Annotated in this window: 21 protein-coding genes and 1 pseudogene; 13 read left to right on the forward strand and 9 right to left on the reverse strand. The window is 43.3% G+C overall.

Features of this window, described 5'->3' with window-relative positions:
- Positions 1-177: 177 nt before the first annotated feature.
- From CWO13_RS08050 to CWO13_RS08060, 3 genes and pseudogenes are all read left to right on the forward strand, one after another.
- Positions 178-1,979, forward strand: a pseudogene (locus tag CWO13_RS08050) (hypothetical protein).
- On the forward strand, positions 1,976-2,713 hold the full coding sequence (locus tag CWO13_RS08055) for a DUF3726 domain-containing protein (RefSeq protein WP_048660319.1): 738 nt from the start codon (positions 1,976-1,978) through the stop codon (positions 2,711-2,713). Before CWO13_RS08050 ends, CWO13_RS08055 begins: the two are co-directional and overlap by 4 nt.
- Before the next feature lie 383 nt (positions 2,714-3,096).
- Positions 3,097-4,389: an alpha/beta fold hydrolase gene (locus tag CWO13_RS08060; protein WP_108020016.1), complete on the forward strand. Its 1,293-nt coding sequence runs from the start codon at positions 3,097-3,099 to the stop codon at positions 4,387-4,389.
- Positions 4,390-4,585: 196 nt separating this feature from the next.
- On the opposite strand, the gene CWO13_RS08065 is transcribed toward CWO13_RS08060, so the two are convergent.
- From CWO13_RS08065 to CWO13_RS08090, 6 genes are all read right to left on the reverse strand, one after another.
- Positions 4,586-4,768, reverse strand: coding sequence for a hypothetical protein (locus tag CWO13_RS08065; RefSeq protein ID WP_004730424.1), 183 nt, complete (start codon positions 4,766-4,768; stop codon positions 4,586-4,588).
- 268 nt (positions 4,769-5,036) lie between these two features.
- Positions 5,037-5,264 carry a PAS factor family protein gene (locus tag CWO13_RS08070; protein WP_004730426.1) on the reverse strand — a complete coding sequence of 76 codons (228 nt, stop codon included), beginning with the start codon at positions 5,262-5,264 and terminating at the stop codon, positions 5,037-5,039.
- Between the two features lie 223 nt (positions 5,265-5,487).
- Entirely contained in the window at positions 5,488-7,644 is a 2,157-nt protein-coding gene (locus tag CWO13_RS08075; RefSeq protein WP_108020015.1) for a cytochrome c, read from the reverse strand.
- A complete protein-coding gene (locus tag CWO13_RS08080; protein WP_122080839.1) occupies positions 7,641-8,255 on the reverse strand; it encodes a cbb3-type cytochrome c oxidase subunit II in 615 nt (204 codons plus the stop codon). The genes CWO13_RS08075 and CWO13_RS08080 overlap by 4 nt, the downstream gene beginning before the upstream one ends.
- Entirely contained in the window at positions 8,256-9,680 is a 1,425-nt protein-coding gene (ccoN, locus tag CWO13_RS08085; RefSeq protein WP_108020014.1) for a cytochrome-c oxidase, cbb3-type subunit I, read from the reverse strand. It abuts the gene before it with no gap.
- A 37-nt stretch (positions 9,681-9,717) separates the two neighbouring features.
- A complete protein-coding gene (locus CWO13_RS08090; RefSeq protein ID WP_048660315.1) occupies positions 9,718-10,092 on the reverse strand; it encodes a c-type cytochrome in 375 nt (124 codons plus the stop codon).
- 435 nt (positions 10,093-10,527) lie between these two features.
- Here CWO13_RS08090 and CWO13_RS08095 point away from each other — a divergent pair, with 435 nt between their 5' ends.
- The gene (locus CWO13_RS08095; RefSeq protein WP_102431251.1) at positions 10,528-10,983 is read left to right on the forward strand and encodes a hypothetical protein; all 456 of its coding nucleotides are present in this window, start codon (positions 10,528-10,530) and stop codon (positions 10,981-10,983) included.
- A 9-nt stretch (positions 10,984-10,992) separates the two neighbouring features.
- Positions 10,993-12,018, forward strand: a complete 1,026-nt coding sequence (locus tag CWO13_RS08100) for a diguanylate cyclase domain-containing protein (protein WP_102431233.1) — start codon at positions 10,993-10,995, stop codon at positions 12,016-12,018.
- A 332-nt stretch (positions 12,019-12,350) separates the two neighbouring features.
- Here CWO13_RS08100 and CWO13_RS08105 read toward each other — a convergent pair whose 3' ends face one another.
- Both CWO13_RS08105 and CWO13_RS08110 read right to left on the reverse strand, forming a co-directional pair.
- Positions 12,351-14,783 (reverse strand): putative bifunctional diguanylate cyclase/phosphodiesterase, encoded by a 2,433-nt coding sequence (locus CWO13_RS08105; protein WP_102431232.1) that lies wholly within the window; start codon positions 14,781-14,783, stop codon positions 12,351-12,353.
- Positions 14,784-14,786: 3 nt separating this feature from the next.
- Positions 14,787-15,818 (reverse strand): ABC transporter substrate-binding protein, encoded by a 1,032-nt coding sequence (locus CWO13_RS08110; RefSeq protein WP_102431231.1) that lies wholly within the window; start codon positions 15,816-15,818, stop codon positions 14,787-14,789.
- A 318-nt stretch (positions 15,819-16,136) separates the two neighbouring features.
- Between CWO13_RS08110 and CWO13_RS08115 the strand changes: the two genes are divergently transcribed.
- From CWO13_RS08115 to CWO13_RS08145, 7 genes are all read left to right on the forward strand, one after another.
- Complete coding sequence (locus tag CWO13_RS08115; protein ID WP_102431230.1) at positions 16,137-16,787, forward strand: LysE family translocator; 651 nt, start codon at positions 16,137-16,139, stop codon at positions 16,785-16,787.
- Positions 16,788-17,075: 288 nt separating this feature from the next.
- Positions 17,076-17,876 (forward strand): PhzF family phenazine biosynthesis protein, encoded by an 801-nt coding sequence (locus CWO13_RS08120; RefSeq protein ID WP_108082762.1) that lies wholly within the window; start codon positions 17,076-17,078, stop codon positions 17,874-17,876.
- Between the two features lie 100 nt (positions 17,877-17,976).
- Positions 17,977-18,480 (forward strand): YgjV family protein, encoded by a 504-nt coding sequence (locus CWO13_RS08125; protein WP_048660308.1) that lies wholly within the window; start codon positions 17,977-17,979, stop codon positions 18,478-18,480.
- Positions 18,481-18,547: 67 nt separating this feature from the next.
- Positions 18,548-18,862 (forward strand): cupin domain-containing protein, encoded by a 315-nt coding sequence (locus tag CWO13_RS08130; RefSeq protein ID WP_048660307.1) that lies wholly within the window; start codon positions 18,548-18,550, stop codon positions 18,860-18,862.
- Positions 18,863-18,953: 91 nt separating this feature from the next.
- Positions 18,954-19,418, forward strand: coding sequence for a GNAT family N-acetyltransferase (locus tag CWO13_RS08135; protein WP_107898846.1), 465 nt, complete (start codon positions 18,954-18,956; stop codon positions 19,416-19,418).
- 97 nt (positions 19,419-19,515) lie between these two features.
- Positions 19,516-19,716 carry a hypothetical protein gene (locus tag CWO13_RS23420; protein WP_157933142.1) on the forward strand — a complete coding sequence of 67 codons (201 nt, stop codon included), beginning with the start codon at positions 19,516-19,518 and terminating at the stop codon, positions 19,714-19,716.
- Between the two features lie 197 nt (positions 19,717-19,913).
- Positions 19,914-20,210, forward strand: coding sequence for a hypothetical protein (locus CWO13_RS08145; protein ID WP_048660304.1), 297 nt, complete (start codon positions 19,914-19,916; stop codon positions 20,208-20,210).
- Between the two features lie 129 nt (positions 20,211-20,339).
- On the opposite strand, the gene CWO13_RS08150 is transcribed toward CWO13_RS08145, so the two are convergent.
- Positions 20,340-20,837, reverse strand: coding sequence for a fasciclin domain-containing protein (locus CWO13_RS08150; protein ID WP_107898847.1), 498 nt, complete (start codon positions 20,835-20,837; stop codon positions 20,340-20,342).
- 203 nt (positions 20,838-21,040) lie between these two features.
- Here CWO13_RS08150 and CWO13_RS08155 point away from each other — a divergent pair, with 203 nt between their 5' ends.
- The gene (locus tag CWO13_RS08155) at positions 21,041-22,027 is read left to right on the forward strand and encodes a DUF2860 family protein (RefSeq protein WP_102431225.1); all 987 of its coding nucleotides are present in this window, start codon (positions 21,041-21,043) and stop codon (positions 22,025-22,027) included.
- Positions 22,028-22,150: the final 123 nt, after the last annotated feature.

The following is a 22,150-nucleotide window of genomic DNA, read 5'->3' on the forward strand; positions in this document are numbered from 1 at the left end:
TTGAAAGAAGGCTGATGCAAAATTCCGAAAGGAACAAAAAACCGTACTGGTGAAGATACATCGGGCGGCACGTATTTAGGTCAATTGATCTAGTCAGGACAAAATAATAAGGGGTGAGCTCGCTTGCCCCAAATAACGTGAAAGCTAACCAACACACTGTAAAAACGAATGCTTCAAATGATGGCAACGATCGGTTCTGAATGGCTAGCAAAATCCTATAACTATAAGGTGGTGAGCAAATGGATGCACATCGTTCTACCTACACTGAATCAGCACTACGTGACGCGACTGTCGTCATGGCACCGGAAAGGCTAGGTGCAATGCACCAAACACGTATCAGCTTCGTTAGAACTCTGATTCGTAAAATGGCTCAGCAAGAATGGAAAGTGACGAAACATGAGTGGCAATTAGACGCTCAAGGTTTTGGTCATGTTATCTATAAGCTTGCGACGCCAAACCATGTTTATCATTTGGTTGTTTTCTGCGATGAGATTGCAGATGACGAACGAAATGACCGTGTAATTGCTGAAAAGTGGGACGTAACGTTCGCGCTTGTTCTTGGTGATGTTGATGTCGCCCTACTTGAAAGACTTCGTGCGAACGTACCGCTTCAGGAAGCAGGCCGTAATCCAAATAACGTGCTTGTGTTGGCGCGTGCAAATAAAAGTGTACGTGTGTTTGAACACATCGTGAATCACTTGGCTAAAGGTGTTCAACCAACGCCAAAAGAGCTGGCTGAAGTGGGTTACATCCTGCGAACGACAGCGGTATACGGTAATGGCAAATTTGGCATTGCTGACTTTAAAATCTTAGAGAAAAATGAAGATTTTAATCAGTCGTTTAGTGCGCAAATGTGTGCGGTTTATATGCTGCGTGAGTTCAGCCTAGATTGGGTTCATTACCTAGCCGAGCAACAGGGCGGTGAACAAGCGATTACCTTGCATAGAGGATTACAGCGTTACCTTGGTGTTGGTAATGCGACTGGTTTAGGCATGGCGCCATACCTTATTAACCACCCGAGTATTGTCGATCAGTGGATGACAACACGTGAGCATGCATTAGCTGACGTGTTAGTTAGTCACACGGATACGGAGTTGATTGAGCCACTACGTACATTAGTTAAAAAAGCGGTTTGTCATTTAGAACAAGTCGTTACCATCAATGAAAACCAGCAAGAGTTGAACAAAGTAGCGGTTGATGAATTAAAACACGCAGAGCAATCGCTAGAAGTGTCTGTCAGCCAATGTGATACGTGGGCGCAGTTAGTTGAACAATCTAAGCACATGAGTATGGAAGCCCAAGAAATCCTTATCTCATGCTTGATGGAATTGTACCCAGAATTAGTGGACGCCCATCAAGAGCAAATGAATTGCAGCGAAACACTGTCGCTTCCAAGTGGTAAAAAGATTCAAGACCTTTTGGTTGTGTTAGAAGAAAAGTACCGTTGGGCTATCACGACCGACTTTACTAAAGCCGAAAACAACTACTGGTTCTGGTACCGCTCTCAAGATAAAGAAGAACCAAGACTCGGTGTTCGAGGTGAAGAGCTAGGCGAAGAGCGTGAACTGCCGTTGGATATAGGCCGTCAAGCTTACCGTTTGTACCATGCTTTATTGCAGTTTGCGCCAGAGCTTTCATTGGCTGAGTTTCTTGTTAAGCAGCCACAGCATCGTGCTATTGCACGTCGTGTATGGACGCTGGGCAACAAAGCGATGGGCGACATTCAAATGAATGTGCTGCACCAAGATTCGCCACCAATGCACTTACTGCGTTGCAAGCTTGCGATGTTCGGTGCGACTAAGTTTGATCCTCGCTCAGACCGTTGGGTACGAGTGACGTTTTTCCAAGGTGCGCCACTGCTTGATGAAATTCATCAGGACGAATGGGTGTTCCCAGTATTACCTAGTGAAGCGGAGCTCGCTGATTCACAAAAAGCTACTACACATATCAATGCTCAACATGGAGGTAAATCGTTATGATCGTTTCTCACAATGAACTGGTAGCGGCCGTCAATAAAGCCTTTCTGGGTATGCGCCGTACATGTGGTGAAGCCGATGTGATAGCGAACATGGTGGCAGATTTACAAATGGTGGGGTTGGATGGTGTTCGTCATTTTAACAATGCGAGCAACTTCATTGGGTTAGAAGACGATTGCCCAGTGGACATTCAAGTGCTTAGTGATAACACGGTTGAAGTTGACCTGCACAAGGCAAGTTTAGCGTGCCACCTACCTGTGGTGATGGATTACGCGATTGAAAAAATGGTCGGCAAGAAGACGCTGAAAATTGAGTTAAACAACTGTCATAACCGCTGGCTAGCGTACAGCGAGCTTGTGAAACTGGCGGCGAAGGGCATCGCGTGTACTGCACGTTGGGATAATGGCTCCAACCCTAAGAGCACTTTGTATGTGCTTAACCGTGGTTGCGTTGCACCAGAATTGTTTTTATCAGATTTGCCTCTGGCATCGGACGATCATATCCACAATATGACCATCGAGCTTTCCGTCCAGGATTTCGATATCGAACGTTTGTCAGATGGCTACCAAACACACATTGAATCGGAAGCGCTTTTTAAAACTCAAGAGAAGGCGTGGAACGAGGGCATTGAAGTTGACGATGGAGAGTGGGGCGCGTTGAAAGAAACGGCCACGGCGATCCTTGTTGAAAACAGCCAACGTTCAATTCAAGGTGCAGGTGAGCTAGAAGCTTCTTAGCTTTATTTTATAGAGCTTTAGTTTATAGATATTTAGCTTATAGAAACTGAGCCTATAAATCCTGAGCTTATTGAATTTATAAACCTCATTTACAACAGATAAAACCAAAGAGCTTAACGTATCCTCACCTCGTTAAGCTCTTTTTATTTGTGTTCTACTTTTGTTCTTCCTCTCAATAGGTCACACCTTAAACTCTCTGTTTTGACACAAGTTGTTACGCGTTGAAGGTAAATTAAGCGATTAGATGAAGAACCTTCACAATCATGTTAAACAAACGGTTTCTTTTACAAGCCACTATGCGTATCTTGCTAACTAAAGGTGCCAACAGGCGCCGTTTTTATTCGTACCAATGACTTTAGAATCAGATAAAAAAGGAATGAAGCGTGCAAGCTAACTTTATTGATGGAACCACCCTGTATCGTCAGCACTCTTTTGAGTTGCCACTCGATTATCAAGCAAAAGATGGACAACAGATCCAAGTCTTCGCACGTGAGCTGGTTGATCTTGCTAAAGATGCGCAACAACTGCCGTGGTTGATCTACTTTCAAGGTGGACCGGGCTTCCCGTCGCCACGAGTCAGCGGTCAATCAGGTTGGCTAAAGCGTGCATTGCAAAACTACCGTGTTCTGCTTCTTGACCAACGTGGTACAGGCAATAGCACGGTGATCAGCCACGAAACCTTGGCTCATTTGTCTCCTGAACAACAAGCTGAATACCTATCGCATTTCAGAGCAGACAACATCGTGCGCGACGCGGAAGCGATTCGTGAGCAGTTGGGTGTTAAACAATGGTCGACGATTGGCCAGAGCTTTGGTGGTTTCTGTACACTTAGCTACTTGTCGCTGTTCCCACAAAGCTTACAGCGTTGTTATGTCACGGGCGGTATTCCGTCTATCGAGCGCGAAGCTGATGATGTGTATCGAGCAACCTACAAGCGTGTAGAAGACAAAAACAGAGCCTTCTTTGCTCAGTTCCCACAAGCGCAAGCTATGTGTCGTGAGATCTCTGATTACCTGCTTAACAACGACGTGAGACTGCCAAACGGTCAGGTGTTTACGGTTGAACAGTTCCAATTGATTGGTATTAACCTTGGTGGCGGTGAAGCAAACCTTCCTATGTACTTCACACTAGAGAGTGCGTTTGTTGAAGTGAACGGTAACAAGCAGCTGAGCTACAGCTTCCTAAATCAAATGCAGCAAGAGCAGGGCTACCTAACAAACCCTATTTACGCGATTCTGCATGAATCGATTTACTGCCAAGGCACAGAGTCTAACTGGTCGGCACATCGCGTGCGTGAGCAGTATCCGCATTTCAACTATCAATCGGGCAGTGAATTCTGGTTTACTGGCGAAATGGTTTATCCATGGATGTTCGACCAATTAGAAACACTGAAGCCACTGCGTGAAGCGGCGAACATGCTGGCTGAAAAGTCGGACTGGGGCACTTTGTACAACGCAGAACAGCTAAGTAAGAATACGGTTCCAATGGCGTGTGCGGTTTACGCGGATGACATGTACGTTGAGTTGGATTACAGCCGTGAAACACTGGCGAATATTCCAAATTCGAAAGCGTGGATTACTAGTGAATATGAACATAATGGTTTGCGAGTGGACGGCGAAAGAATTGTCGATAAGTTAATTACAATGGTTGATTCGTTAGAAAACTTGCCAAAATAATCAAATTCTCTGCGTAGGTTATCTACGTTAGAAGTTATCTAAGTTAGAAACAAGGCACGCCAGAAACAAGAAAACGCTGCATCCGTGCAGCGTTTTTTTTATGTCATCAAACTCTGTTTTTACTTTGTATCGTATTGATTACTAAAGCGAGTAAAACAGAGAATTTAAGAACCGGGAGGGATAGTTCCTAAACTCATTATGGTTGGATGACGATATCTTGATTTTCAGTAGTCGATAAGCTGGCGCGGTTCTGTTCGATGAGCTGCGCCGCATAAGAGGGAGTCACAGCTTGAATTTCGCCTTTTGAACGAATCGTTAGTGCTTCCCACGCATGGTCACGATATTTGCCTGTTTGTGTATATTCAATAAGTACTCTCATGATTCTTCCATCCGATGTGTGGTTAACGTGCTACTAACATTAGCGCCATTATTGAGGTTACACACCTGTTAAAAATGGAACATAAGATTAACCAAATGAGAATGCGAGCAACTTGAAAATTGCAGCGACTTGGACTTATTGTAAAGAGCCATACATACTTATCGTAAACAGCTGCATTTATCGTTAATAGCCGTACTTATTGTAAATAGCGTGTATAAAAAAACGCTGCACAATGGCAGCGTTAAAATGGAGATAGGTTGAAGCTAGATTAGCTGTTTTCTAAACCAACAATCTTGCGTGCAGACATGACTGCACTATCCAAATCGGTCAATCTACCAGCACTCGCTGGACCTAGAACTGATGAATACAAAGCCAACTGCTTCTCAAATGATAAATCTAATTGGTTATATAGATTTTGGCGGATTTGAGCGTGTTGCTGTGGCTTTGCGCTCGACAGGCCTTCCAACGTATCGTAGATGAGTGTAGTTGTATCCATATCTGTCCTTCGTACATCTTTGAAAAATTTTGCACATTATGCACTTGGTGTCATCTTTGTTCTGCGAGATTGATCGCATTATGTGCAGATCTGCTTAATTGTGTAATCAGTTAGTTATAATTGTGTTGTCTGACGCCACTGCGTACAAGAGGACCGAAAATGAAAAGGAGGCACATTGGCCTCCTTTGGTTTATTGCAATTCACTGTCTAAATGATATGTCCGCTATCGGATGTTGATGGTGTTATCTCTGCGGTCATACATGTCCGGTGTGGTATGTAAGCCACCTGCGTAACCTGCAGCTTCAAGTGTTTCTCTTACCTCACGAACATGCTCTGCGGTGACTGGTTCTTGCCTGTCTCCAAGATGCAATCGCACGAAGGTAATCAACTCAGCCAGTCTCTGATCCGACAATACATCTTCAAAACTTGCCATCGGCATGAAGTTTCTATCCTTGTCGAGATAGGTGGGTTGTAGGCCACGTACGGTTACCGCAATGGTGTTGAATGGGTCGCTGTGCATGATAATACCGTTATTCAATAGAGTAGGGGCGATAGGGTCGCGACCCTTACCATCATCACCATGACACGCCCCACAGGTTTGACGATACGTGGTGTAGATTTCAGCTGCGTAAGACTCTTCATCAAAGCCTTGAGGCTGTAACGGCACGGCATCGCTGCTAATGGTGTTGTTGATATCACCGCTCAGCAAGTAGTAGGACATAGACTCAATATCTTCACGCGTCATCAAGCTTAGGCTGTTTTTCACTACATCAGCCATACCCGCAAAAGCCGTACCTTTGTCTGAGTGACCTGTGTGTAAGAAATCGGTGAGTATTTTCTCATCCCAGCCGTCGATATACAGCTCATTTGCGGTGATGTCAGGTGCGTTCCAACCGTCGATTAAGTTACCTTGGAAAATACGTTCTGGTATCAGTGCTTGGGCAATGTTTCGTGGCGTATGGCACTCCGAACAGTGACCAAGTCCTGCGACCCAATATTTGCCTTGTTGCCACTTATCGACATCCTCAATTTCTCCTTTAAGTTCCTCTGGTACTTCGTAATCAATAGGGTCGGTATCCATGAATACGATGTTCCAGCCAAGCAAACCTAAGCGAATATTGGATGGAAACATCATGCTGTTGTCATCATTGCGTCGTGGCACGGCGGTGATTGACTGCATGTATTCCCATAAATCGACCATGTCTTGATCGGTGAGGTATTGATAAGAGGTGTAAGGCATTGCAGGATACAAGTAACCGTTCTTACCTTTACCCGCAACTAACGCGGCTCGGAAATCATCGAAGTCATAAGTCCCGATACCTTCGGTGGTGTGTGGGGTTATGTTGGTTGAATACACGGTGCCGAAAGGTGTCACGAACGGTAAGCCGCCAGCAAAGGGTTCACCACCTTCTGCACTGTGACAAGCCACACAGTCACCGGCATAAGCGAGATATTCTCCGCGCTCAACAGATGATGCTTTCAAACTCGCGAGCCTTTGTTGCTCTACTTCACCAGCGCGTCGGATATAAGCCCCAAGCGCGAGTATTTCGTTCTCGCTGAGCTGATCATCAAACGCAGGCATTAGATTATTCAAACCGTAATTGATGGTGTGCTGAATCTCTTCAATACTGCCCCCGTGTAGCCAAGTATCATCGGAAAGGTCGGGTACTCCAATCGCTGGGTTGGCGACCGTACCATCGGCATGGCAAGACGAACAATATTTGGCGAATAAGGTCTTACCGAGTTCGACCTTAACCTCAGGCACATCGGTATGACGCTGGTTAAGAGACGCTAGATAGTAAGATACCTTTGCCACTTCATCCGGGCGCATGATTTCGCTCCAACCTGGCATCGCACCATTTCGCCCTTTGGCAATGGAATGGATCACAGCCTCATCACTACCGCCATATAACCAATCTTGGTCGATAAGGTTAGGGAAGTGTTTCTGGCCTTGTGCATTGTCTCGGTGACACGCCGCACAGTGAGTTTGGAATAGTATCTGACCGCTGTTCACGATCTCAGGAACTGCAGCTAATCCCTCTAACGTGGTTTCACTGGTTTGTGCAAATTGCTCATTGAGAGTGGTGGATGGTGAACTGAGCTTGTCATCGCTCTGCTCCCAATCGACTAAGCCTTTCCACTCACCAAGCCCAGGGTAGAGCACCAAGTAGCCTGCAGAGAGTAAGAAGGCTACCGCATAACTGACAAACAGCAGATTAGGTGGCGGCGCGTCTTTCTCTTCAATGCCATCAAAGGTGCCAATGGTGTGGTCGTGATCGGCCTTGTGATTGCTACGCCAGTATTTAACGACAACAGACACCATCAGAACAAAGAAAATTAAGGTTAATAATACCGCCCATAGATTCCAAAATGTGCTCATTGTGATACCTCCTGTGACGTATCTTTACCAAGGCTTTGAAGGTAACGAATTAGCGCTTCACCTTTGGTTTTGCCTCTTACTTGCAATCTCGCATCGCCAATCTCTTTGTCGGTATAAGGCACACCCAGCGTGCGCAAGGCTTCCATTTTGGCGCTGATATCATCTCCAGTCAGAGTTTGCTCAAACAGCCACGGGTAAGAGGGCATGATAGAGGTAGGGACAACTCTGCGAGGGTTCACGAGGTGAATGACATGCCATTGGTCAGAATACTTTCTACCTAAATTGGTTAAGTCTGGGCCTGTACGCTTTGAACCCCATAAGTTTGGAAACTCATAGATATCATCCGCTTCTTTATTCGGGCGACCATTACGTTTAACTTCTGGTTCTAGAGGGCGAACCATCTGAGTGTGACAAACATGGCAGCCTTCGCTGATGTAGATATCTCGACCTGCTAACTCAATAGGTGTCAGAGGTATCGCTAAGCTGCCTTTGGCAATATCATCTCCACGGACAATGCTTGGTACTACCCAAACTAATAAAGAGAAGGAGGCGACAACAACGGTGGTCAAAATTAAAATGACGATTGAATGTGTAAAGTCTTTACTCATCACTTAAGCCCCCTCATTAATGGTGTGTTTAGCGTCATGTACGGTTGGCATACGAACCGTTTTGTACAAGTTGAATGCCATTAAGAACAATCCAAGTACAAACAGCGCACCGCCAAAGAAACGCATGAATAGCCAAGGTGCTTTAAAGTCCATAGCTTCTACAAAACTGTAAATCAGTTCGCCATTTTCATTTTGAGCGAGCCACATATAACCCTCACCGATGCCTGCGATCCAAAGTGCTATTGCATAGATGGCGACGCCAGCATGAGCGAGCCAAAAGTGCCATTTAATCAGTCGTCGCGACCAAAGGTCGGTTTGGCCCCATAAGCGTGGAATGAAATAGTAAAAAACCGCTATCCCTGACATCCCAACCCATCCAAGAGCTGCGGAATGTACGTGTCCTATGATCCACTCGGTGTTGTGTGCCACCATGTTGAACCAACGAATGGCAAGCAGTGGACCTTCGAATGTCGCCAAACAGTAGTAAAGAATCGCTGAGAAAAAGAATAAAAGAATGTAGTCGGATTTCAGCTTTTCCTTGTTTTGTAAAAGGGTCATTGCGCTATTGAACGCACCGGCCCAAGAAGGGAGCCATAGGATTAATGACATCACGATACCGATGTTCTGAATCCATATAGGAACGGAAGAATAAACTAAATGGTGCGTTCCGGCCCATGTGTAGAAGCCAACCAAGCCCCAGAAATGGATCACAGACAAACGGTACGAATAGATAGGTCGATCCGCCGCTTTGGGTATGAAATAGTAATTCATACCAATCACACCAGCGGTCAGTAAGAAACCGACGGCATTATGTCCCCACCACCACTGAACAATTGCATCTTGAGCCCCAGCAAATACAGAGTAGGACTTCATCGCCAACACTGGTATCGCGAGGTTGTTGACGATGAAAATCATGGCAACGACGATAATGAAAGCAGCAAAGAACCAGTTTGCCACAAAGATATGGCTGACCTTCCGCTTAGCAAGGGTGCCAAAGAACAACACCGCATAAAGCACCCAAACCAGCACAATCATTAAGTCGATTGGCCATTCAAGCTCCGCATACTCTTTTGAAGTAGTGTGGCCTGCGGGTAAGGAAATGACTGCAAGCAACAGGATGAATTGCCAGCCCCAAAATACCATCCATGAAAGGCTTTTATTGAACAATTCACAATGGCCCGTTCGTTGGGCAATGTACAATGAGGTCCCCATCAAGATATTCACGACGAAGCCGTAAATCACTCCTGATGTATGTAGCGGACGCAGTCGACCAAATTGGAAGTATTGAGAATCAAAGTTTAAGACTGGCCAATATAATTGCGCGGCGAGGATCACGCCGATGATCATACCTACAATCGCCCACACTAAGGATGCGACGATGAAGTACTTCACGACCTTAATGCTGTATTGCGTTGTCACTTGTTCCATAACAAGGCTCCTTGCCTAGGGGTTTTGAACCGCTGACTTAATTTGAATCGCCGATTTCGCTCGAATCGTTACCAAGCATTGAATAGAAATAGGAAATGTCGCGGATATCTTGGTCTGAGAGCGTGTCGGCTTGTTGCTGCATGAGAATCGCTAAACCACTGGTTCTTTCTCGAGTCTGGTAATCTTTCAGTGAAGAGATTAGGTAACCCACTTTTTGGCCGCGAAGGTTGGGGTAAGGGTCTTGTGTAGAAATACCATCAACGCCATGACAGGTCATACACACTTTGGCTTTTTGCTTACCCAATTCGAATTGCTCTTGATCAACTTCAGCAGACACAGGAAACATGACCAGCGTCATTACTAAGGTAGAAAGTGTCGTCATGGGGTTAAATTTTCGCTTGTATAAACTCATTATCGATTCCCTTGATTATGAAGCGAGTAAGCTTTCTAAGAGCGACGCTCGATATCGGCTGGCGTAATATGAAGCGACAGATACCAGATAAACAGGCTCTTAAAACTGCTTACGTTCGATTAAAGGTTATGCAGCGACAGGCATTCTCGCTACTTGCTGACTCATTTTTATTGTCAATTTTATTGGTCACTACGTATTCAGTGGCTGGATTGGATTACTCAAGGTGTTTAAAAAGCAGAGATTTCTACTAAACAAACGTGAGCCAATGATTATCTGGGAAGGAGCAAAGGTTGTGTTCGCGCTGGATTATAAGGTTGAAATGTTATTTAGTCAGGGTTGAGTTGTACGAATGAAAAATAAGGCAATGTCTAAGCAAGTCAAATGCCTAATATGGACTAAACTCAGATGAGTGACCTTTTTAAAACGGAGTTTAAAATGAGAACTGCACTGTTGTTCATGCTTTCATTGTGTTCATTTTCTATTTTCGCTACATCGCAACTCACCGTATTTGACCATCTAGGTCAAAAGCACCAGTTAAGCCGAGAGCAACTGTTACAACTTCCCCAACAAGAGATTATTACATCATTACCTTGGGTGGATGGAGAGCTAGTCTATAGCGGAGTGACCTTGCAAACAGTACTTGAAACCATGGACTTACCTATTGCATCTCAGGTAACTTTCGTAGCATTGAATGACTATAAAATTGCGGTGCCCAAGGAAGATTTTTACGATTACCAACCGATCATTGCGATAAAACAAAATGGTCAATTTATGTCGGTTAGAGATAAAGGGCCCTATTGGTTGATATATCCATTGTCTTCGACGCCTGATATTGATAATACAGACTTCCATGCCAAGATGATCTGGCAGATACGCGATATCCACCTATAGAGGTTCTCTATGAAAAAGCTGTTGTCGTTGACTGCCATTAAGGTCGTCGTGTTATCTTTGGCTGCGGTGGTGCTCACCGTTAATATTTACAGTGTCACTCGCATTAACGACATCAACAAAAGCTTTTCGACTCGACAAAATGAAGCCACCTGGTTTGTTTTCCAGTTAGTAAAGGAATATGCCAATTTTCTGATGGTAAGTCGTTCCGAAACTATCGATTACGATGAGTTATGGCTAGCGTACGATATTACGTGGAGTCGTTTTGATATATTGATTAACAGCACTGAATCTTCCAACTTCATTAAGTCAGCAAACTTTAAGCCTTATTTCACTTCGGAGTTTGATAAATTTAAGAGCTTGGAATCCTCGATAAAATTGGTCAGTGAAGGATTATTACCCAAGGAGTCATTACAGAAAAAGGTCGATATTTGCTACCACACACTTGTAGATTTTATTAACGACAAGTTTCGCTTACAAAGCCCTGTGATTGAAGAAAATACTTCAATGGTTGATAACTTAGTTACCGTCCATCGAATCAGTAGCGTGTTTCTAGTTGCTATCTTGCTGATTACCGGGGTTATTTTCTATGTGGATTTCTCTATCAAAAGAAAACTCTACTCTACGGATTTTATTACAGGGTTTCGTAATCGAATCTCATTGATGAAATTTGTGAAGAATAGCTACTCGAAAGACAACAACTTTGATCTCTATTTTGTCCGAATCAGAAACCTTACTGAAATTAATCAAAAATATGGTCTTGAATATGGCGATCTTGTAGTGAGTTCGGCAGCTAAGTCTCTGACTGCTAAGATACCAGAAAGCACCATTTCGTTTCGCAGTAGCGGAAGCCAGTTTTTATTTTTTATTCCTGACCATTTGTACGCGAGTGATGAAATTCAGGAGGAATTTAACGACGTGCTCAGTGATTACATCTCGGCAGGTAACCTAGAGTTGATGATTGACGCCGTAGTCAGGCATAAGAGAAACATAAGCTCCAAAGATATGATGGAGTTACTGACCTCGATGCAAGGCTAAGCTTCTTATATGGCTTAGTCTCGTTTTTATCCCTCCCTACTGATACCTCATCTTATTGGTACTTGTATGTCTACGTTAAGAGTCTTAATAAAGCTGACCAAGCTAAATTTATTAGCTTGGTCAGCTTAGCTTACGTACTAACTTGTTACCCTCATTAATATGTTGGCTTATGAGCCAGAAGAGGGCTTCATTTATTTATTCGGGCTTGTCTATAGGAACTGTTAGTTCAAGCGTATCGGTGAGTCTGTGCTTATTGCAGGAGGTTTATTCAGATGATAATGAAGCAGAGGTTTGGCCATGGTTGTTAAGTCATCGAGCTTACCGAAACACGACTATTGTTTTTGATTTAGTGACACAACCCTTTCGCAAGAGTTTGGTTCTAAAAGCGATTGTTGGTCTAGAATGGCTTGTGGATTATGGTCACGGACAAATTCAATAAACTCAATGTAAGTTAACGGTTGGCTGAATAAATAGCCCTGAATGAGGTCGCAGTTGGCTTTTCGAAGAAGATGATACTGTTCAAGAGATTCGACTCCTTCACCTACAACGAAGGTGTTACAAGAGTGTCCTAAGTTAACCATGGATTCGACCATCTTGCGGTCAGCCTTATCGTCGACGATATTATCGATAAAGCTCTTATCAATTTTAAGTTCGTCAACAGGGTAATGGAGAAGTTGGTTAAATGCTGTGTAACCCGTACCGAAGTCGTCAAGGGAAACTTTTAAACCTAAGCTTCTGATACTCTCAATGGTCTGCACCGTAAGTTTGCTGCTTTTAACGTAGCTGGTTTCGGTAATCTCTATAATGATATTGCAAGGCGGAACTTTATAACGCTCGAGTACCTTCCGAACATTGTCGGCAAAGTTACGGTTGTAGAGCTCCATCGCCGAGATGTTAATGGACAAGGTGCCACTGTATTGGTGAATATCTGAAAGCTCTTTATAACTCTTGATTGCGGAACTAATGACCCACATGTCGAGTTTGGATATCAAATTACTTTTCTCTGCGACTGGAATGAACTCATCTGGTCCTGCCTTTATATCAAATAGAGCTGGGCAGCGAATCAGACATTCTGCTCCGTCAATCTGAAGTGTTTTAGCATTGAAAATAGGCATAAAGCGAAGTTCAAAGTTGTCGCTCTCGCAGCACTCCAATAGTCTTTTTTCGATAACATCATGCCTTTCAAGTGAGTGGAGTAACTCTTCGCCATAAACAATCCTGCTCTCCCCATCGCTGTGATTCTTAGCATTAATCAACATAGCATCAATACATCGGTGCCATACCTCTTCAAATTTGGGGGTGTCGACAGGCAGAACACCCGTTGCAATCGAGAGCCTAAAACCATAGTAATCGAGGAAAGTCGTTCCCGTAAGAGTGTGGTTAATGTTCTCAATTTCTTCGTTTATTGACTGATGATCACCTATTTCTAATATGGCAATGAACTGGTTTCCTCCCAACCTTGCTACTGAATAGTCGCTGCAACTAAAGCCAAAAGAGGATTGTTGGTTCTGTAAGGTTTCTCTTAGTACTTTGGCTAGACTAACGAGCACATTGTCACCCACTTTAGCGCCATATAAATCATTGATTTTACGGAAGTCGATAATATCCCAACAAACCAAGTAACAGTGTGGGCGCATTGAACTTTTTATACGTACATCTAGGTGTCGAATGAACGAGCGTCGGTTGGCCAACTTTGTTAATTGATCGAACTCAGCTTCAAATTTCAATTCCGTTAGTGAATCAATGTAAGCGTTCTTAAGACCATCGATCTCACTTTGACCAGATGAGCGTTTGAAATATCTAAGTTTGAGTCCGCCAATGGAGATCTCGTGTAACAAGTCTTTCAGTGGGCGAACTAATTGATAGCGGACGACCATGTGTACGATGAGCATGATTATGAATAATGTTGTCAAGCAACCAAGTAAGGTCTTCTGAGCGATAATGGACTTTTCTTGATTGAATTTTTTTTCGCGGATATTAACTTGGGCAAGGAAGTGACGGCTGTTCATCTCAACTTTGATACGGTCTTTGGCTTGTTCAAACGACTTGATGACGAACTGCGTATTTTCGATATGTTCTGTGTTTGATGACGGTTCAATTAGTAGTTGCATGTTGTCATCATCGTTGTATTTGTTGAGCAAATTAGACAACTGTTTTAATGGTCCGTCTGCAATTAATATATATCGATTTAGACTGTTGTTCGCGCGCTTGTCTTGCGGGACTAAATAAGGGTCGATCGCGGTAACGTAAGCATATCTAAGCTCACCACTCACAGAGATATAAGAGAAACCTTCATAAGACAGCTCGTTTCTATTGATTAACGAGGTATAGATATCGAAGACTTTTTCATAGATGTTATCTGGGATTTTTAATCCCTCGAAAGGGTCTGATCGTAAAGTAGAAAGCGTTAATTTGAATTTAGGATTTACGACATAGATATTACGTTGACCAAATTGATTAACATGACTTTGGTTTAAGACTCGAAGTACTCTTTTCTCTAATAGAGATAGGGTGGTGTAGTCACCAGGGTTTTGAATATATCTCAAGAACTGTAGGGATGAACCAATATCTTTTACTAGTAAAGATAGGCCAAGTTGTTCGTACTCAGCGGCCACTAGAGCGGTGTTCACGTCGGACTGAACTTCGTCTAAGTACATATGTTTTACGTGGTTGGAGGCTAAGTTATAAGTAACCATCCCGCCCATTGCAAACACGAACAATAACGTGGGAATGAGTACAAAATAGAGCTTCTTTAATACTGACATTAATTATCTTAGACTGTCGACAATGCGGTTACGAATTTGAATACTATTGGGTTCGAGTTGTTCATATAGATGGCTACGCTCTAATACCTCTTTGCTAGGGAAAAGCTCAGGATCATTCTGATATTCTGGAGTGGTCAGGGCTTTTGCTTTTGAACTTGGAGTCGCAAACCATGACCCCATCGCGTTTTGAGCGGCGATCTCGGGTTGAGTTAAGAATGATAGAATTGTTATCGCTTGTGGAGATAGCTCACCGTTGTTAATTGCTGCAATACACTCCAACCATAACGTGGTGCCCTCCTGAGGGACAATATAGGTCCATGAGGCATTAGGGTCGGCATCATTCAGTACATAGCTGTCACCGGAGTAGCCGTAGGCGAGATCTATATCTGCGAGACGTTCAGGTTGGTGGGTATAGTCAATGACGTATTCGCTACTTTCTATATGAGGCTTTTGTGCTTGCAGAGTCTTGTAAGCTATGCGTAGTTCTTGCTCGTTATTAGTGAATGGATCAAACCCATTTGCTAGCAACGCGGTACCCACTAGATCGGTTGGTTCGTAATACATACTTATGCGACCACTGCTGTTCGTGTCTGGTTCAAGAAGAGCTTTCCAAGAGGTAGGAGGGTTTAATTTGTCACTTCGATATAAGATTCCCGTCGTTCCCCAAGCATAGGGGATGCCATACTCGCCACATCCTTCGACCCACCTTGAATCGATGTTATCCGTAATGGATTGTTGTAACTCACTGAGGTTGTGAAACAGGTTCTGCTTGGCTAACGCATTGAGCTTTACACTTTCTATAATCACTAGCTCAAATGCGCCCCGACGTTCGCTTAATAGCACTTCATCTCTGATCGACTCGTCAGAAAAAAACTGCTGTTTCAAATAAATGCCGTACGTGTCGCTTAGTTCGGTCACGACGCTATCGGATAGAAATTCATCCCAATTGTAGAGATAAATCTCATCCTGTTGGCTAAAGGCAGTGCCAGTTAAAAAAGATGATGACGCAAGAACTGAAATATAAAATGCTTTCACTGAGGGATTCCTTTCCTACTTTGCTTAACTAAATCGTAGCCCAAATTTTGCGACATAGCTCAAATTTAGGTCTCTAATTTCACTTCAACATCACGCAATGCATCCAGGTGGAAAAATCCTATAACCTAATTGGAGCCAAAAGTAAGCTTTAGCACAACATCACTACGTTAAATCAAGGGGATATCAACCCTTGACCGATGAAAACACGGGATTTGTTTGGTTATTAGGTTACTAGTAAATATATATTCAACTACTTGAGCATTTTTTCGTTATTTATGCAATAGTAGGGCATTAATTGAACGATAAGGAGGTTGGTTTATGGATGCAGATTTAGTTGGAATTTTTGTTACCGTGGCGATTGCTCACTTTTTGGCGCTATTAAGCCCAGGACCAGATTTTGTGATTGTGGTGAAGAGTGCTGTTCGAAATAAGGGAAAAAAAGCCCTAGGCGTTGCATTCGGTATTGCCAGTGCGAATGCGGTTTACATTGCTTTGTGCCTAGTTGGCGTAGGCTCGATTTTGGCAGCATCCGTTTCTATTATGATTGCACTCAAGATAATTGGTGGAGTGTTTCTTGTTTATCTTGCAGTGCAAGCCATAAGAGCGAAGAAATGTAATTACAATAATATGGATGTTACCGAAGGAGATAGCTTCAACCAAACGACTTTTTTTAAAGAATTCCTCACCGGTTTTCTATCTGGAATCCTTAATCCTAAAAACCTATTGTTCTATTTGAGCTTATTCACGGTGGTATTGAACAAAGATATTGGCTTCATGTTTAAGTTTGGGCTAGGTATTTGGATGACGGTGGTTGTCTTTATATGGGATGCGGCGATCATCTTCCTGTTATCTGCGCCCAAAGTACGTCAAGAGTTTACGCGTGTTGCTTACTATATTGATAAAGTGACAGGAGTAATGCTAGGCCTACTTGGTTTGACCATTGTGAAATCTGCGCTAGTACGTCAATAGGTTCAATTTGAGTCATCATTGCTGAGTAACTTCACGTTTGTGGCACGATACAATGCTTATGTGCCGCGAATGTGCGTATGTTTCCTACCTTGTCTGATACGTTTTATCTAGTGCTTGCCCGATATTAAACCTTCTGCTTCATCCACCAATTCTTTTCATAACTCTTTGTTTATCTTTCCTTACTCTTCAAATAACTATTAATAAAATTTCTGTTGAAGACTTGTAGCACAGTGTATTTGTGCTTATTGTAGGCAAAATATTTATCCGATCTCAAAGCTAGGAAACATTGTGAATTTAGAGATATATCAAGTGGATTCGTTCACAACTCAAGCTTTTAAAGGAAACCCCGCAGGGGTCTGTATTTCCAAAAAGCCATTGGGTGAGTCGTTAATGTTTTCAATTGCTGAAGAGATGGCTGTATCCGAAACGGCTTTTTTGTCACTTAACACTATGACACTTAAATGGTTCACTCCAGAAGTAGAAGTGAAGCTGTGTGGGCACGGTACACTGGCAACCGTTCATGTGATGAAAGAGCAAGGTCTGCTCAACACAGGGGATAGGGTCATATTTAATACCTTATCTGGGGAGTTGTCTGCCGCAGTTTGTGAATCGTCTATTGAGCTTGATTTCCCTAGTACACAGTTATCATTGTTTACTGAGCCCAACCTCATGTTGCTCGAACATCTTGGTTTAGAGTCGAACCAAGTCGTTTCATTCCGAGAGTTTGATTCCAAGCAGCTAATCGAAGTGTCTGACGAGCGAGTGCTACTGGGCCTTTCACCAAATTTTGATGCTTTAAAAGGTATTAAAGGGCGAGGCGTTGTCGTGACAGCGCTTTCATCGAATACTGAGCTTGATTTTGTTTCTCGTTATTTTGCACCATGGGTTGGGGTAAATGAAGATCCTGTGACAGGGTCGGCGCATTGTGCATTGACGCAGCACTGGGCAGAAAAGCTAAACAAAAGCAGCTTCAGTGCGTATCAGGCGTCTCGTCGTGGTGGCTATATGTCGACAGAGCTATTAGCTAATGGGCGAATAAAGCTAATCGGTTCTGCGACCACTGTGATTAGTGGTGTGTTGAAGATTTAAAGCGTTATTGGCTGTATCTGTTTGAGCGCATCAAGCGAGTTCGTTCGATGATTGATTGAATGAAGCGGCTAAAGCGTAAGTTATTATTGAAGGAATCACTGTGTCAGCGTTTTATCTATCTCAAGTCTTAGTCGCCATTGCGATTTGCTTCGATCTTCTGTCATTCCAGTTCAAGGAAAGGAAGAAAATCGTCACTTGTCTGTTCTTTGCCGGTGTGCTTATTTCGAGTCACTTTATTCTACTCGAGCAATGGACAGCGGCGAGCCTAATGACGATTGCCACGATTCGCTATTTGACGAGCGTATTTTCTACCTCGTCTAAGTTTAAATATTTATTCTGTTCGATGTCGGTGGTCGCAACGGCCGTGACTTATTCGGGGCTGACTAGCGTACTGAGTTGCTTTGCTTCCGTATTTCAAACCTTCGCTGCGTTTAATAAGGATGACCGCCGCTTAAGAGAATTGATGATCATCGGCACCAGTTTTTGGTTGGTTCACAATTATTTAGTTGGCTCGCCAACAGCGGTTCTTATGGAAGCGCTGTTTATTTGCAGCAACTTGGTGGGTTATTACCGTTTTTACTTCAAAAAGAATGCGATAGCTTAGAGTTTGAATCTGTTGCTACGTAATAAAGTACACCGCATGACGATGATTCAAGATTTAGGAGAGCTCGATGCCAAATATCTACGCTGATATCCCTTCGTCGCTGCCCAATGAGATGTTCAACGCTCTCATTAGTAACGAGAATATTCGAATTGAGCGAATTCTGTCACATGGACACAGTTCACCAGAAGAGGGGTGGTACAACCAAGATGAGAATGAATGGGTAATGGTGCTCGAAGGTCAAGGCGTCATCGAGTTTGAAGATGGACGTGTTGTTACCTTGTCTAAAGGGGATTACATCAACATTGCTGCGAGAGAAAAGCATAAGGTGATTGGTACGGTGGAAAACGTTGTGACGATCTGGTTGGCTGTATTTTATCGTTGAATCTCTTTGTTCTAGAATCGACTTATTTAGAGAGCGCTTAGGGGCAATACGGTACTTGTCCAATACACTAAATACATGAAAGGATTATGTCGTGGTTAGAATTAGAAATTACCAACCTAGTGATAACAAAGCGTTATGGGAGATTTATTTTCATACCGTCCGTAACATCAACGTTCGCGATTACTCTCAAGAACAAGTCGAGGCTTGGGCACCAAGTGATTTTGATTCGGAACTGTGGGACAAATGTCTTCGCCGTATACAGCCCTTTGTGGCCGAGTTAGACGGGCGCGTTGTTGGCTATACTGACTTGCAACCCAATGGCTTGATTGACCATTTTTTCTGTCACCATGAATATCAAGGAAAGGGGGTAGGAAGAGCTTTGATGGAGCATGTATTTTCAGTCGGCAGAGTTCGCGGTGTTTATCGATACTTCTCAGAGGTGAGTATTACCGCCAGACCTTTCTATGAACATCTTGGATTCAAGGTTGTGAATGAGCAAGAAGTTGACATGCGAGGCGTAAAACTGACGAATTACGTGATGGAGAAAGTAATCTAATAGCCTGAGCTAACTATCAATAGTGTTGGCGACTTCGAGTTATGTGCATCTTTATTGGTCTAATCTAAACTAATAAAGACTACATGGAGTGTGGCTCATGAATATTGTACTTAGTAATAAGATCCTCGTCTTAATTTCCTCTCTCTCATTGGCGGCAGGGGTACTGGCCTTGAAGTTCGGCTTCGAAGGGTTATTCCCGATCTTTGTCGTCGTTATTTCTTTCTTTTCTGTCGTTATCAATCTGTATGTGCTGTGTATCAGTCGAGAAGACAAAGATGTCTCCGATTCCTATCAATAAACGAATACAGCTCGTCCCGAAGCATTAACCAAAGGGTTTGAAAAACATAAGAAATAACCGACATGAATGACCGGATTTTATTTCTCATAATTCTCAAATTTGCGACATTTGTTGGTGGGTTTTTTACCATGTTCTTAAGAACTTTTTCCGGGTTGCATATAGTATGCAGGCTGATTTAGTTTAATTAAGGAATCCAAGTGGGAATAGAAGCTTTGGCGTTTGTAATGGACGCTTTAATCACGGCATGTTGCATGTACATTGCGTCGAAAATGTCATTCGTTGTTGCCGACTTTAAATCCCTCCTTACCATCGCTGTTATCGTTGCTCTAGTGTCGTTGATTCCAACTGTAGGGTGGGCTCTCGGGTTGATCCTTTTTGTATTCCTTCTCGGGAAGGCAACACACGCGAGTATTGGTGACTGTATTTGGGTAGTGGTGTTTACCAAGGTCGTGTCGATGGCGGCTTTTTTGATATTCGGACGTTTGTTTGTCTAGCTGTACACGCAAAAGAAAGTTCGCCTTCTTTGATGACGAAACTCAGTTATCTCTAAACACGAAAAGGGTGCGAACGAGTCACACCCTTTAAAGAATTTTTGAAGGCTTATTACTGGCTTTACCCATTGATTATTTTGGTAGCAGTACCGCATCAATAACATGGATGACACCATTGCTTGCTTCAACGTCTGGCATCACGACTTTAGCTTTGTTGATCATCACACTGCCATGATCAATCCCTACCATTACAGCTTCACCTTGGACTGTGACTGCACTGTTCAGTTTCATTACTTCAGCCGCCATAACCTTCCCAGGTACGACATGATAAGTAAGCACTGCAACTAACTTGTCTTTATTCTCTGGTTTCAACAGCATATCGACCGTTCCCTCTGGCAATGCAGCAAAAGCCTCATCGGTTGGGGCAAAAACGGTAAATGGTCCGTCGCCTTTCAATGTATCTACTAAGCCTGCTGCTTTTACCGCCGCAACTAGTGTGGTGAACGAGCCGTTTTCTGCTGCCACATCAACGATGTCTTTCTTCATACCGTGATGATTCGCGTGAGCGAAAGCTGTGAAAAGAAGTGTTGCGAACAGTACTGACAGGGTTTTGCTTAAGTGATTAAACATATTGTAGTCCTTTGAGTTTGTCTGTTATTTCCGAGAGGTATTACGAAAGCCTAAAAGCGATAGATCAACTTATTGCACCCTCGTGACACTTACTTCAACTGCCAAAGTCATCAGATGGATAAAAAATCCATGTTAAATACTTGTTGTAATTGCATTTTGATACTTATAGTTAGTGGGTGATTATTCAAGTAATGGATGTGAATATGAGGTTTGCTTTACCAGTTGTATTTTCTGCATTGGCTTCAATGCCTGCTTACAGTGGCCTTGCTCCAAATGAAGGTTTCAGCGGTAACTTCAGTGTTTTGGCCGGTTTCTACTCTGACAGTAGTAATTTGAGTACTGAACAGGATTCGAATCAAGCAACCAACACTGAGGAAGGGAATAGCGAAAAGCAAGGGTTACTCGGCTTTTTGGGTACCGTTCAATATACTTTTGGTGAATCGCTGACTCACCAAGTGTATGCGGGTACGACACGAGAGGATATTGCAACAGGTACCATCGCGTTTGAGATTGGTTACAGACATCAACTTTCCGGTGGCACCATATTGGATTTTTCTGTTCTTCCTACGCTTATCTCAGGTAAGGCTTGGTCTGATCCTTACGCGGTTGGCGTTAATCGAAACGAAACCGATGTGAAAGGTAATGTTGGGCGATTGCAAATGACTAACATCGGCGGCACTGGCTTTCGAACGGATTTCGCGATTGGTGAATCAGACGTAGATGATGAGCTGTCAGGGAGTTCACTAAACTTATCTGCTGAAGAGATAGCACTGCTCGATAGGGAGCGAACTTATGTGTATGCCAAGGTAGGGTATCCCTTCATCTTGCCTAATCAAGCTGGTGTGTTCGTTCCATCTATGGTGTATTTCAATTCAGATGCGGAGGGTGGTGCACTGAGCTTTGATAGCTACGGTATTGAACTGAATTACGCTAAGAGAATTGGTCGCCATGGTTTTGTGGTCACATTAGATGCCAGTGATCGTCAGTATGATGAAGCAAATCCGATTTATGAAAAAACTCGTGAAGAGAACGAATATGGCGCCTTCTTAGCATACGAGTTTGGCGGCTTGATGGGATATGAAGATTGGTCATTGATTACTTTACTTGGTTTAAGAAGCATAGATTCAAACATCGACTTCTATAATTCTGAACAGGTACTCGCGAGCGTCGGTGTCGACTATAAGTTCTAAAGATTAGATATTCCGAAGCTTTGTATAACGCTAAGATTTCGTTGGGTTTATTATCTGTTTAATTATTTCGAGCACTTATAATCTTTAAGGTTGTAGGTGCTCGTTGCTATCCGTAGTATGAAA

This window comes from Vibrio sp. ZF 223 (assembly GCF_003050585.1).
In the GTDB taxonomy this organism is placed as follows: domain Bacteria; phylum Pseudomonadota; class Gammaproteobacteria; order Enterobacterales; family Vibrionaceae; genus Vibrio; species Vibrio crassostreae.